The following is a 12,567-nucleotide window of genomic DNA, read 5'->3' on the forward strand; positions in this document are numbered from 1 at the left end:
AGCCGGCCGTACTGAGAAGGAGCAGCGCTCGAGGAGCGCCAATGTCAATGTTCCACCCATGAGCGACCACCGGTCGTCGTTCGCGACCGAAGTGGCTCTCGATCGGTCTCCCGATCTCGATGCTCCTTAGAAAGGAGGTGATCCAGCCGCACCTTCCGGTACGGCTACCTTGTTACGACTTAGTCCTAATTACCGATCCCACCTTCGACGGCTCCCTCCACAAGGGTTAGGCCACCGGCTTCGGGTGTTACCGACTTTCATGACTTGACGGGCGGTGTGTACAAGGCCCGGGAACGTATTCACCGCAGCGTTGCTGATCTGCGATTACTAGCGACTCCGACTTCATGAGGTCGAGTTGCAGACCTCAATCCGAACTGAGACCGGCTTTTTGGGATTCGCTCCACCTTGCGGTATCGCAGCCCATTGTACCGGCCATTGTAGCATGCGTGAAGCCCAAGACATAAGGGGCATGATGATTTGACCTCATCCCCACCTTCCTCCGAGTTGACCCCGGCAGTATCCCATGAGTTCCCACCATGACGTGCTGGCAACATAGGACGAGGGTTGCGCTCGTTGCGGGACTTAACCCAACATCTCACGACACGAGCTGACGACAACCATGCACCACCTGTATACGAGTGTCCAAAGAGTTCACTGTCTCCAGTGCGTTCTCGTACATGTCAAGCCTTGGTAAGGTTCTTCGCGTTGCATCGAATTAATCCGCATGCTCCGCCGCTTGTGCGGGCCCCCGTCAATTCCTTTGAGTTTTAGCCTTGCGGCCGTACTCCCCAGGCGGGGAACTTAATGCGTTAGCTACGACACGGAGACCGTGGAATGGTCCCCACATCTAGTTCCCAACGTTTACGGCGTGGACTACCAGGGTATCTAAGCCTGTTTGCTCCCCACGCTTTCGCTCCTCAGCGTCAGTAACGGCCCAGAGATCTGCCTTCGCCATCGGTGTTCCTCCTGATATCTGCGCATTCCACCGCTACACCAGGAATTCCAATCTCCCCTACCGCACTCTAGTCTGCCCGTACCCACTGCAGGCCCGAGGTTGAGCCTCGGGTTTTCACAGCAGACGCGACAGACCGCCTACGAGCTCTTTACGCCCAATAATTCCGGACAACGCTCGCACCCTACGTATTACCGCGGCTGCTGGCACGTAGTTAGCCGGTGCTTTTTCTGCAGGTACCGTCACTTTCGCTTCTTCCCTGCTAAAAGAGGTTTACAACCCGAAGGCCGTCGTCCCTCACGCGGCGTTGCTGCATCAGGCTTGCGCCCATTGTGCAATATTCCCCACTGCTGCCTCCCGTAGGAGTCTGGGCCGTGTCTCAGTCCCAGTGTGGCCGGTCACCCTCTCAGGCCGGCTACCCGTCGTCGCCTTGGTGAGCCGTTACCTCACCAACTAGCTGATAGGCCGCGAGCTCATCCCTGACCGAAGTTCTTTCCAGCCGATGCAGATGCCTGCTCGGCTCGTATCCGGTATTAGACGCCGTTTCCAGCGCTTATCCCAGAGTCAGGGGCAGATTGCTCACGTGTTACTCACCCGTTCGCCACTAATCCCGAGGAGCAAGCTCCTCGTTCATCGTTCGACTTGCATGTGTTAAGCACGCCGCCAGCGTTCGTCCTGAGCCAGGATCAAACTCTCCGTAAAGAAACTTTGCGTACCACCGGCGAGCCGGCGGCAGCGAGTTTGATGCTGACAAAAGACTGTCTACTGACAATCTTGTATTTGTCCAAAAGGAATCTCTCGTGCCCGAAGGCACGTCGAGGTTATTTGGCATTTGACATTGTGCACGCTGTTGAGTTCTCAAGGATCGGGCGCTCTCGACCGCACCCTTCCGGGTTTGCATCGAGGCCCTGCAGTTGCCACGCGACTCTCCGCGAGATGGCAACCTGTGAAGGTTAGCACCTCGGCTCGGCCGGTTCAAATCCGGCGTGTCGCGGTCTCCGTGGAGACTGCGAACTGCTGTGGCCGAGGTGGCAACTTCTCGAAGCTACCATCTCGACTCCGTCGGACCAAATCCGGCGTGTCGCGCTCGGCGGGATGATTCCCTGTGAGCGCGCCTCGCTTCCGAGTCGGGCTAGCAGCTTGCAAGAAGCTATCAGCGCGTCTCGATCGGATCAAGTCCGGCGTGTCGCGCCCTGTCCCGGTGTGAACCGTGCCAGGAGCGACCAGCGTCGAGTGGCTCTCCACCATACGAGCGGCAGCAGCGAAGTGCAAGACCAGCCGGCCGGCTCTGAGTGGAGGTGGTCCCTCTTGAGGCCCTGGCCCCTTCCGGGCCCGGCACCTTTGGGGTGACGAGTTAGAACAATACGTTGCTCGAGCGCCCCTCCCCCAAATCGTCGTCATCCCGGGCGTGTCGCGGCGCCCTCCCAGGTTCGTCCTGCTGCGCGGTCGATGGGCAGCGCGGGTCTCGGCGGCGCCCTGGGGGGATCGGCGCCGCGGAGGCACGCACCCGATCGGCGATGGGACGACGACGGGGCCCCGCATCTCGCGGGGCCCCGTCGGGTGGTGGTGCGGTCAGCCGGCGTCGACGCCGGCGAGGGTCTTCTTGCCGCGGCGCAGCACGGCGAACCTGCCGTGCAGCAGGCGACCGCGCAGGGTCGCGGCCTCGTCGTCGATCCGCTCGTTGTTCACCGAGACGCCGCCCTGCGCGATCGCTCGCCTGCCCTCGGAGAGCGAGTCGACGAGGCCCGCCTCCTGCAGGAGCAGGAGGATCGGGGCGTCCTCGGTGGCGGCGACGGTCTCGAGCGACGCGATCGCCGCCTCGAGCGTGTCGACCTCGAGCGCCGTGAGGTCTCCGGATCCGAAGAGCGCCGCGGATGCCTCGATCGCCTGGCGCATCGCGTCCTCCCCGTGGACGTACGCCGTCACCTCGGTCGCGAGCGCGCGCTGCGCCTCGCGCCGGAACGGCGCATCCGCGACCGCCTGCTCGAGCTCGTCGATGCGCTCCCGCGTGAGGAACGTGAACGACTTGAGCAGCTGCACGACGATGGCGTCGTCCTGGTTGAGCCAGAACTGGTACATCGCGTACGGCGTCGTCAGGTTGGCGTCGAGCCAGACCGCGTTGCCCTCGCTCTTGCCGAACTTCCGCCCGTCGGGCTCGGTGATGAGCGGCGTGCCGATGGCGTGCACGTGCGCGCCCTCGGCCTTGCGGATGAGCTCGGTGCCCGCGGTCAGGTTGCCCCACTGGTCGGAGCCGCCGGTCTGCAGCGTGCATCCGTACGTGCGGTAGAGCTCGAGGAAGTCCATGCCCTGCAGGACCTGGTAGCTGAACTCCGCGTACGAGATGCCGTCCTCGGACTCGAGCCTCGCGGCGACGGCGTCCTTCTTGAGCATCGTGCCCACGCGGAAGTGCTTGCCGACCTCCCGGAGGAAGTCCACGGTCGACATGGGCGCCGTCCAGTCGAGGTTGTTCACGAGCCGCGCCGGGTTCTCGCCGTCGGTCGCGAGGAAGCGCGACACCTGCGCCTGGAGGTAGGAGACCCACTCGGCCACGGTCTCGCGCGCGTTGAGCTGCCGCTCGCTCGTGGGCTTGGGGTCGCCGATCAGCCCGGTGGAGCCACCCACGAGCCCGAGGGGGTGGTGGCCGGCGAGCTGCAGGCGCCGCATGACGACGAGCTGGGCGAGGTTGCCCAGGTGCAGGCTCGGCGCAGTCGGGTCGAAGCCGCAGTAGAACGTGATCGGCTCGCCGCCGAGCGCGGCGCGCAGGGCCTCCGGATCCGTCGAGACGTGCACCGAGCCGCGATAGACCAGCTCGTCCCACACGGTCTCGAAGGACGGGTCGAGCTGGATGGGCGCGGTCTGCACGTGCTCCAGCGTAGTCGCCGGCGCGCATCCGGAGAGGACAGGAATCAAGCCTGGAGGCTTGTCGTGATCGAATCAAGCCTGTAGCCTTGAGTCTCGACGCGCAAGCCTGAGGGCTGGAGGTGGCCATGCACACGATCGTGCTCACGATCGATCGACGCGGATCGCGCACGCACGCCGATGACGTCGACGAGATCCGCACGGCCCTCGCCTCGCGGTGGGGCCGCACGCTGCGCTCCCCCATCGCGCGCTTCGCGGGCGACGAGCTCCAGCTCGTCACGGACGACTCCTCCGCCGCCGTGGGGATCACGCTCGACCTCGCGCGCTCGCGCGCCTGGAGCATCGGCATCGGCATCGGCGGCGCCGCGATCGCCGACGACCCCGCCGCATCCACGGGCGACGCGTTCTTCGCCGCCCGGCGTGCCGTGGAGCGCGCCAAGTCCGCTCCGGCGCGCCTCGCGGTCGAGGTCGAGGACGATGCGCTCGCCTCGGCAGCCGAGGACATCGAGGCCGTGCTGTGGCTCACAGTCGCGCTGCGCGATCGGCGTTCGAAGGAGGGTTGGGAGGTCGCCGACCTGCTGGAGCGGCACGCGACGCAGCGGGAGGTGGCGGACGAGCTGGGCATCTCGGCCAGCGCCGTCTCGGCACGCGCGATCGCCGCCGGCCTGCGGATCGAGTCGGCGGGTGTCGCTACCGTCGAGGGCATGCTGGCGAGGCTCGTGGGAGGACGCGATGCGTGACAGGACGCGGCTCGCGCTGCTCACCGCCGCGTCGGTGCTCGGCCTGCTGGTCGTGGGCGCGCTCACGGTCCTCGGCCTCTCGACGACGGTGGGCGTCCCGTGGATGCAGGTCGTCGCCGTCGCGCTCCTGACCGCCGCCGGCACCGCGCACGGCGCCGCCGTTGTGCCGATGGTCTTCCGGATCGCGGATCCGCCCCGGTCGCGGCTCGACGCACCCGGCTCCGAGCCGCGCCCGACCTCGGACCTCGTGCCGCCGCGGAACTCGATGCGCGGGGGCACGATGATCGGCGTGCTCGAGCGCGCCGCCACGATCCTGGCGATCGCGGCGGGCGAGCCGACCATCATCGCCGCCGTCGTCGCCATCAAGGCCGTCGGCCGATTCGCGGAGCTCGCCGGCGACGACGCGCAGGCGGCGGCGCGCATGCGCGAGCGGTTCCTCGTCGGCTCGCTCGCGAGCCTCGCGATCGCGGGCCTGTGGGGCGTCGCCGCCTGGTCGCTCGTGCGCTGAGCCCGCGCCGCCCGGGCGAGCGGACGCCTGCCGGCGCCTCGCCTCAGGCGTCGAGCGCCTCGAGCCGCGCGCGCAGCGCCGCGAGCTGCGCCGCGACGGCCGATGGCGCCGTGCCGCCGACGCCCGACCTGCTGGCGATGGCGCCGTCCACGTCGAGCACGCTGCGCACGCCGGGCGTGAGCCGCGGATCGATGGCGGCGTAGTCGGCGTCGCTCGGCTCGTGCAGCTCGATGCCGCGCTCCTCGCAGTGCTGCACGAGCGCGCCCGCGATCTCGTGCGCCTCGCGGAAGGGCACGCGCTCGCGCACGAGCCACTCGGCGACGTCGGTCGCGAGCGCGAAGCCCTCCGGCGCGAGCGAGCGCATCCGCGCCTCGTCGAACGTCAGCGTCGCGACGAGCCCTGCGAAGGCCGGCAGCACGAGGTCGAGCTGGTCGATGATGTCGAAGATCGGCTCCTTGTCCTCCTGCAGGTCGCGGTTGTACGCGAGCGGCAGCGCCTTGAGGGTCGCCAGGAGGCCCGTGAGGTCGCCGAGGATGCGCCCGGCCTTGCCGCGCGCGAGCTCGGCGACGTCGGGGTTCTTCTTCTGCGGCATGATCGACGACCCCGTCGAGAAGGCGTCGTGCAGCCGCACGAACCCGAACTCGCGCGTCGACCAGAGGATGACCTCCTCCGACAGCCGCGACACGTTCGTCGCGATGAGCGTGCCGATGAACGCGAGCTCGGCGACGACGTCGCGCGCGCTCGTGGCGTCGAGCGAGTTCTCGGTCGGTCCCAACAGGCCGAGCTCCCGCGCGACGAGCGCGGGGTCGAGCCCGAGCGACGAGCCGGCGAGCGCGCCGGCGCCGTAGGGCGAGGCGCTCGCGCGCACGCGCCACTGCGCGAGCCGCTCGAGGTCGCGCACGAGCGGCCAGGCATGCGCGAGGAGGTGGTGCGAGAGCAGCACGGGCTGCGCGTGCTGCAGGTGGGTGCGGCCGGGCATCACGGCATCCGGATGCGCCTGCGCCTGCTCGACGAGCGCCGCGATCACGGCGCGCACGCCGCGCTCGACGCGCTCGGACGCCTCGAGCATCCACATGCGCACGAGCGTCGCGATCTGGTCGTTGCGGCTGCGGCCGGCGCGGATCCGTCCGCCCAGGTCGGGGCCCGCGATGGCGATGAGACCGCGCTCGAGCGCGCCGTGCACGTCCTCGTCGCTCGGCGCCGCGGCGAAGGAGCCGTCGGCGACGCGCGCCGAGAGCTCGTCGAGCGCCGCGTGCATGCGCTCGAGCTCGTCGTCGGTCAGATGGCCGGCGGCGTGCAGCGCAGTCGCGTGGGCCTTCGAGCCGCGGATGTCGTGCTGCGCGAGCCGCCAGTCGAAGTGCGTCGAGCGCGACAGCGCCGTCAGCTCCGGGCTCGGTCCGTCGGCGAACCGCCCGCCCCACAGCGATCCCTCACGCGTTCCCATGCCCTCGAGGCTATCGGCCCGGCAGGGCGCGGACGGACACGTCGCTCGCCGCGCGCGACAGCCCCGAGAGCATCCACTCGAGCGGTCCCTTCGGCAGCATCGCGCGCCAGATCGTGCAGCCGACCACGACGCCGACGGAGAGGCGCGCCCACGCCCACGGGTCGTCCGCGAAGCCGTCGACGAGGAGGAAGACGAGCGCGTGGGCCGTGTAGGCGGTCAGGCTCATCGACCCGACGGCCGCGATCGGGAACAGCACCCACCGCAGCCATCGCTGCGTCAGCAGGCACAGCGCGATGACGACGCACGCGACGCCGGCGGAGGACACGAGGTCGAAGGTCGAGCCCGTGTGACCCTCGGGATCGACGAGCGACGTGACGTCGGTGCCGCGCACGGCGGTGCGGATCGCCACGAGGAAGCGCTCGAGCGGTCCGAGGGCGAGCGGCACGAAGTTGCCCGCCGCGATCGCGACGACGCCGGAGGCGAGGATGACGAGCTGCACGCGCCACCGCTCGAGGTGCACGCGGCCGATCGTCATGCCGACGAGCGTGTAGCCGAACCACGTCAGCGCCGGGTAGAAGCCCGTGAGCGCGAGGTCGACGATCGCGGAGTCGAACCAGTGCGCATCGCGCAGCTGGTCGACGAGCAGCACGCGCACGACAGGCGTGACGAGCATCCAGCCGACCGCGAACGCCGCGAGCCCCCACCACGGCATCCGCAGGAACGGCAGGCTCATCGCGAACAGCACGGCGTAGCACTCGACGATCACGACGAGCTCCGTGCCGAACGCGACGAGGATGCCGCCGATCACGAAGATCAGCGCGGCGCGCACGAGGATGCGGATGCGCGCCTGCAGCAGCGGCACGCCATCCGGGATGCGCGTGCGGCCGGAGACGATCGCGACCGCGACTCCTGCGAGGACCGCGAAGGTCGCGGACGCGTTGCCCCACGCGACCTCGCTCCACGTGTCCGGCTCGAGCCAGCGGAGCTCGAACGCGATGACATGGGTGTGCACGGCGAACATGCCGAGCACCGCGATGCCACGGGCGACGTCGAGCCCGATGACGCGCCCGGAGGCGCCGACGAGCTCGGCCAGACGGCGGCGGATCCACGAGCGCGCAGGCGGTCCCATCGGTTCGCGCGTCGGCGCGTGCACGGGCGCGGGGGTCGGCGTCGTCACCCGCGCCTGCCCGATCAGTCCTGCTCGAGCAGCCAGGCGAGGAGGGCCTTCTGTGCGTGCAGGCGGTTCTCCGCCTCGTCCCAGATGACCGACTGCGGTCCGTCGATGACCTCGGCCTCGACCTCGAACCCGCGGTCGGCGGGCAGGCAGTGCAGGAAGATCGCGTCGCCCTTGGCCTTCGCCATCAGTCCGCGCGTGACCTGGTAGCCGCCGAACGCCGCGATGCGCGCGGCCTTCTGCTCCTCGCGTCCCATCGACACCCACGTGTCGGTGACGACGACGTCGGCGTCGGCGACCGCCTCGGCCGGGTCCGACAGCAGCGTGATGGAGCCGCCTGTGGTCGCCGCGATGCGCATGGCGTCGTCGACGATCTCGCGACGCGGCCCGTACGCGACGGGGTGCGCGACGCGCAGATGGATGCCGGCCGTCGCGCACGCCAGCAGATACGAGTGCACCATGTTGTCGCCGCCGTCGCCGACGAATGCCACGGTCAGGCCGGCGAGCGCACCCTTGTGCTCGCGGATCGTGAGCAGGTCGGCGAGCAGCTGGCAGGGGTGGAAGTCGTCGCTGAGCGCATTGATGACGGGCACGGTCGTCCCGGCCGCCATCTCCTCGAGCCCGGACTGCGCGTACGTGCGCCAGGCGATCGCGGCGACCTGGCGCTCGAGCACGCGCGCGGTGTCGCTCGCGGTCTCCTTGCCGCCGAGCTGGCTCGACGCGGTCGAGATCACGAGCGGCACGCCACCGAGGTCGGCGATGCCGACGGCGAAGGACACCCGCGTGCGCGTCGACGACTTGTCGAAGATGACGGCGACCGTCTGCGGGCCCTCGAGCGGCCGCTCGGCGAACCGGTCGACCTTCATGCGCTCCGCGCGGTCGAGGATCGCGGCCTGCTCGGCAGGGCTCAGGTCGTCGTCGCGCAGCAGGTGGCGGGTCATGCGGGTCCTTCGGTGTCGGGGTGGACCTCCGTGCCGGAGCCGGAGTCTGTGAAGATCTCGAGCAGCACGGCGTGCGGCTCGCGCCCGTCGACGATCGCGGCCTTCGCGACGCCGCCCTCGACGGCGTCGAGGCACGCCTGCATCTTGGGGATCATCCCGCTGGCGAGGCCGGGCAGCAGCTCGCGCAGCTCGGCCACGCCGATCGACGAGACGAGGGATGCGGTGTCGGGCCAGTCTCGGTAGAGCCCTGCGACGTCGGTGAGCACGACGAGCTTCTCGGCGCCGAGCGCGATGGCGAGCGCTGCGGCCGCGGCGTCGGCGTTGACGTTGAGCGACTCGCCGGGCCGATCGCGATCGGGGGCGACGGAGGACACGACGGGGATGACGTCGTCGTCGAGCAGGCGCTGCACCGCGCGCGGGTCGACGGCGACGACGTCGCCGACGTGACCGAGGTCCACCTCGCGCCCGTCGACGACCACGCCGCGGCGCACGGCCTGGAAGAGGCCCGCGTCCTCGCCGGACAGGCTCGCGGCGTGCGGCCCGTGCTCGTTGACGAGCGACACGAGCGTGCGCGACACCTCGCCCGTGAGCACCATGCGCACGACCTTCATCGCCTCAGCGCTCGTCACGCGGTAGCCGCCGACGAACTCGCTCGCGATGCCGTGCCGCTCGAGCTCGGCGGAGATCTGCGGCCCGCCGCCGTGCACGACGACGGGCTTGATGCCCACGTGGTGCAGGTAGACGACGTCCTGCGCGAACGAGCGCTGCAGATCCTCGTTCACCATGGCGTTGCCGCCGTACTTGATGACCATCGTCGCGCCGCGGAAGCGCTGCAGCCACGGCAGCGACTCGATGAGGGTCGCCGCCTTCGCGGCCGGGGTCGCCGCGATCGCGGCGTCGTGCGTCGTCATGCTCGGCTCAGCTCGCGTAGGCGGAGTTCTCGTGCACGTAGTCGTGCGTGAGGTCGTTCGTTCGGATCGTCGCGGACGCGTCGCCGACGCGCAGGTCCACGAGGATGCGCGTCGCACGCGGAGCCAGGTCGACCTCCTCGCGCGGTCGATCCGGGCCGCCGGCGTGGCACACGCGCACGCCGTTGAAGGAGACGTCGACGTCGTAGGGATCGAAGGCGGCGTCGGTCGTGCCGATCGCCGCGAGCACGCGCCCCCAATTCGGATCGTTGCCGAAGATCGCAGCCTTGAAGAGGTTGTTGCGCGCGATGGAGCGACCCACGACGACCGCGTCGTCCTCGCTCGCCGCACCGACGACCTCGATGGCGATGTCGTGGCTCGCGCCCTCGGCATCCGCCTGCAGTCGCGCGGCGAGGTCGTCGCTCGCGGCGGTGACCGCCGCGGCGAGGTCCTCGGCCGTCGGGGCGACGCCGGATGCGCCGGACGCGAGCAGCACGACGGTGTCGTTCGTCGACATGCAGCCGTCGGAGTCGAGCCGGTCGAACGTGACGCGCGTCGCGGCGCGCAGGGCGGCGTCGAGCATCGCGGCGTCGGCGACGGCGTCGGTCGTGAGGACGACGAGCATCGTCGCGAGGCCGGGCGCGAGCATCCCGGCGCCCTTCGCCATGCCGCCGACGCTCCAGCCGTCGCGCTCGACGTGCACCTGCTTCGCGACGGAGTCGGTCGTCATGATCGCGTGCGCCGCCGCGTCGCCGCCGTCGGCCGCGAGCGCCGCCGCCGCATCCGTCATGCCCTGCAGCACGCCGGCGCGGAACGTCTCGTCGCCGACGCCGATGAGGCCCGTCGAGCAGACGACGACGTCCTGCGCGTCGATGGCGAGCAGGTCGGCGACCCGCTCGGCCGTGCGGTGCGTCGTCTGGAAGCCGAAGGATCCCGTGAAGCAGTTCGCGCCGCCCGAGTTGAGGGCGACCGCGCGAGCACGGCCGTCCGCGATCGCCTGCTCGCTCCAGAGCACGGGATTCGCCTTCGCGCGATTCGTGGTGAAGACGGCGGCGGCTGCGTCGAGCGGGCCGTCGTTGACGACGAGCGCGACGTCGAGCGCGCCGGAGGACTTCAGGCCGGCGGCGACGCCGGCCGCGCGGAAGCCCTGCGGGGCCGTGACGCTCACGGGGCGAGCCCGTCGGTCGTGAGGCCGAGGTGCTCGTCGAGGCCGAGGGCGATGTTCGCCGACTGGATGGCGGCGCCGGCCGTGCCCTTGCCGAGGTTGTCGATGGCGCAGACCACGACGACGCGGCCGGCGCGCTCGTCGACCGTCACGCCCATCACCGCGGCGTTGGACCCGACGACGTCGCTCACGCGCGGCGTCTCGCCGTGCGGCAGCACGTGGACGTAGCGCTCGTCGGCGTAGGAGGAGTGCCACGCCGAGAGCACGTCGTCGACGCTCGTGCCCTCGGTGAGCGACGCGGTGACGGTCGCGAGGATGCCGCGCGCCATCGGCACGAGGACGGGCGTGAACGAGATGCGCACCTCGTCGGCGCCCGCGGAGCGCAGGTTCTGCTCGATCTCGGGGACGTGGCGGTGCGTGCCGCCGACGCCGTACGCCTGGGCGTTGCCGAGCAGCTCGGAGGCGAGCAGGTGCGGCTTGAGGGCGCGGCCGGCGCCGCTCGGACCCACCGCGAGCACCGCGACGACGTCGCGCGCATCCACGAGTCCCGCCTGCACGCCGGGCGCGAGCGCGAGGGTCACGGCCGTGACGTTGCAGCCGGGCACGGCGATGCGTCGGACGCCCCGGAGGTTGCGGCGCTGCAGCCCGTCGCCGACGGGCAGCTCGGGCATGCCGTACGGCCAGGAGCCGCCCCAGCCGTCGCCGTAGAACGCCTGCCAGTCCGCCTCGCTCGCGAGTCGATGGTCCGCACCGCAGTCGACGACGAGGACGTCGTCGCCGAGCTGCGCGGCGAGCTCGGCCGACTGCCCGTGCGGCAGCGCGAGGAAGACGACGTCGTGGCCCTGCAGCTGCGCCGCCGTCGTCTCGACGAACGAGAGGCCCGCGAGGGATCGCAGGTGCGGATGGACGGCGAGGAGCGGCTGGCCGACGTTCGAGTGCGCCGTGACGGTCGCGACCTCGAGCGTCGGGTGCTGGGCGAGCAGGCGGAGCAGCTCGCCGCCGGCGTAGCCGCTCGCACCCGCCACGGCGACGGAGACAGACATGCCCTCCAGGCTACTCGCGCGGGACGTGTCCGATCGTCACGCCTGGAAGTCGACGCGGACCTCGCTCGTGACCTCGATGTCGCTGCCCTCGAGGGCGATCGCCGTGTCGGCGCCGGCACCGGCGCGCATCGTCGCGGCCATCGGCTGCGCCTTGAACATCGCCGGCTCGTCGACGCCGCCCTCGCGGATGGCCGCGACGCGGGGCGTCGACAGGCCCGCCGCGGCGGCGAAGTCGGCGGCCTTGCGCTGCGCGTCCGCGATCGCCTCCGCCCGCGCCCTCGCACCGAGCGCATGCCGCGTCTCGTCCGACAGCGACCACTCGATCCCGCCCACCTGATGCACGGGCTGCGTCGCGACGGACCCGATCCACGTGCCCAGGGCGGCGAAGTCGACGAACGTCACGTGCACGCTCGCTGCGGCGTCGAACACGAGGTCGCGGCGCTTGCCGTCGCCGACCCACTGCTCGTGATGGCTCACCCAGACGCGGTCGGCGTGCCAGCGCTCCGCCTGCCCGCCGTCGACGAAGGCCCGCGCCTGCTCGGCGATCGCGGCGTGCGCGTGCGACGCGACGCGGATCGCCTCCTCGGGATGCGACGCGCGATGCTGCGTCTGCACGACGACGGTCGCGCGCTCGGCGGGGGCGCGCTCGACGCCGAGGCCGGACACGGTGATCTGGGTCATGGCCCGGATGCTACTCGCGGGATCCGTGCGGGCACCCGGACGCGACTGGTCGCAGCTGCACCCGACTGGTCGCAGATGCCCGCGGGCTGCGACCAGTCGGACGGAAGCCGCGAGCAGTCGGAGGGCACCTCCGACCGATCGACGTGCGACTG

Annotated in this window: 10 protein-coding genes and 1 rRNA gene; 2 read left to right on the plus strand and 9 right to left on the minus strand. The window is 70.4% G+C overall.

Annotation, left to right across the window (positions count from 1 at the left end):
- Positions 1–130: 130 nt before the first annotated feature.
- Positions 131–1,654: ribosomal RNA gene (locus C1N71_RS09265) — 16S ribosomal RNA — on the minus strand.
- 870 nt (positions 1,655–2,524) lie between these two features.
- The gene (gene tyrS, locus C1N71_RS09270; protein ID WP_254677966.1) at positions 2,525–3,814 is read right to left on the minus strand and encodes a tyrosine--tRNA ligase; all 1,290 of its coding nucleotides are present in this window, start codon (positions 3,812–3,814) and stop codon (positions 2,525–2,527) included.
- A gap of 125 nt (positions 3,815–3,939) precedes the next feature.
- On the opposite strand from tyrS, the gene C1N71_RS09275 reads away from it, so the two are divergent.
- Positions 3,940–4,551 (plus strand): hypothetical protein, encoded by a 612-nt coding sequence (locus C1N71_RS09275; RefSeq protein ID WP_137756129.1) that lies wholly within the window; start codon positions 3,940–3,942, stop codon positions 4,549–4,551.
- Complete coding sequence (locus C1N71_RS09280; protein ID WP_137756130.1) at positions 4,544–5,059, plus strand: hypothetical protein; 516 nt, start codon at positions 4,544–4,546, stop codon at positions 5,057–5,059. Before C1N71_RS09275 ends, C1N71_RS09280 begins: the two co-directional genes overlap by 8 nt.
- Before the next feature lie 43 nt (positions 5,060–5,102).
- Here the strand turns inward: C1N71_RS09280 and argH are convergent, their stop codons facing one another.
- The 7 genes from argH to C1N71_RS09315 form a co-directional block, all read right to left on the minus strand.
- Positions 5,103–6,503, minus strand: a complete 1,401-nt coding sequence (gene argH / locus C1N71_RS09285) for an argininosuccinate lyase (RefSeq protein WP_137756131.1) — start codon at positions 6,501–6,503, stop codon at positions 5,103–5,105.
- A gap of 10 nt (positions 6,504–6,513) precedes the next feature.
- A complete protein-coding gene (locus C1N71_RS09290) occupies positions 6,514–7,632 on the minus strand; it encodes a heparan-alpha-glucosaminide N-acetyltransferase domain-containing protein (protein ID WP_137756132.1) in 1,119 nt (372 codons plus the stop codon).
- A 62-nt stretch (positions 7,633–7,694) separates the two neighbouring features.
- Positions 7,695–8,618: an ornithine carbamoyltransferase gene (argF, locus tag C1N71_RS09295; protein ID WP_137756133.1), complete on the minus strand. Its 924-nt coding sequence runs from the start codon at positions 8,616–8,618 to the stop codon at positions 7,695–7,697.
- Positions 8,615–9,529 carry an acetylglutamate kinase gene (argB, locus tag C1N71_RS09300; protein WP_137756134.1) on the minus strand — a complete coding sequence of 305 codons (915 nt, stop codon included), beginning with the start codon at positions 9,527–9,529 and terminating at the stop codon, positions 8,615–8,617. Before argB ends, argF begins: the two co-directional genes overlap by 4 nt.
- A 7-nt stretch (positions 9,530–9,536) precedes the next feature.
- Positions 9,537–10,694, minus strand: a complete 1,158-nt coding sequence (gene argJ / locus C1N71_RS09305) for a bifunctional glutamate N-acetyltransferase/amino-acid acetyltransferase ArgJ (protein WP_137756135.1) — start codon at positions 10,692–10,694, stop codon at positions 9,537–9,539.
- Positions 10,691–11,734 (minus strand): N-acetyl-gamma-glutamyl-phosphate reductase, encoded by a 1,044-nt coding sequence (gene argC, locus C1N71_RS09310; RefSeq protein ID WP_137756136.1) that lies wholly within the window; start codon positions 11,732–11,734, stop codon positions 10,691–10,693. Before argC ends, argJ begins: the two co-directional genes overlap by 4 nt.
- Before the next feature lie 36 nt (positions 11,735–11,770).
- Positions 11,771–12,415 carry an SIMPL domain-containing protein gene (locus C1N71_RS09315; protein WP_137756137.1) on the minus strand — a complete coding sequence of 215 codons (645 nt, stop codon included), beginning with the start codon at positions 12,413–12,415 and terminating at the stop codon, positions 11,771–11,773.
- Positions 12,416–12,567 lie beyond the last annotated feature (152 nt).

It is taken from the genome of Agrococcus sp. SGAir0287 (assembly GCF_005484985.1).
Taxonomy (GTDB): Bacteria; Actinomycetota; Actinomycetes; order Actinomycetales; family Microbacteriaceae; genus Agrococcus.

Bases quoted from the DNA above. Each gene is read 5' to 3' on its own strand.
- C1N71_RS09275 (WP_137756129.1), top strand. From the start codon at position 3,940: ATGCACACGATCGTGCTCACGATCGATCGACGCGGATCGCGCACGCAC.
- C1N71_RS09280 (WP_137756130.1), top strand. From the start codon at position 4,544: ATGCGTGACAGGACGCGGCTCGCGCTGCTCACCGCCGCGTCGGTGCTC.
- argH (WP_137756131.1), bottom strand. From the start codon at position 6,503: ATGGGAACGCGTGAGGGATCGCTGTGGGGCGGGCGGTTCGCCGACGGA.
- C1N71_RS09290 (WP_137756132.1), bottom strand. From the start codon at position 7,632: ATGGGACCGCCTGCGCGCTCGTGGATCCGCCGCCGTCTGGCCGAGCTC.
- argF (WP_137756133.1), bottom strand. From the start codon at position 8,618: ATGACCCGCCACCTGCTGCGCGACGACGACCTGAGCCCTGCCGAGCAG.
- argB (WP_137756134.1), bottom strand. From the start codon at position 9,529: ATGACGACGCACGACGCCGCGATCGCGGCGACCCCGGCCGCGAAGGCG.
- argC (WP_137756136.1), bottom strand. From the start codon at position 11,734: ATGTCTGTCTCCGTCGCCGTGGCGGGTGCGAGCGGCTACGCCGGCGGC.
- C1N71_RS09315 (WP_137756137.1), bottom strand. From the start codon at position 12,415: ATGACCCAGATCACCGTGTCCGGCCTCGGCGTCGAGCGCGCCCCCGCC.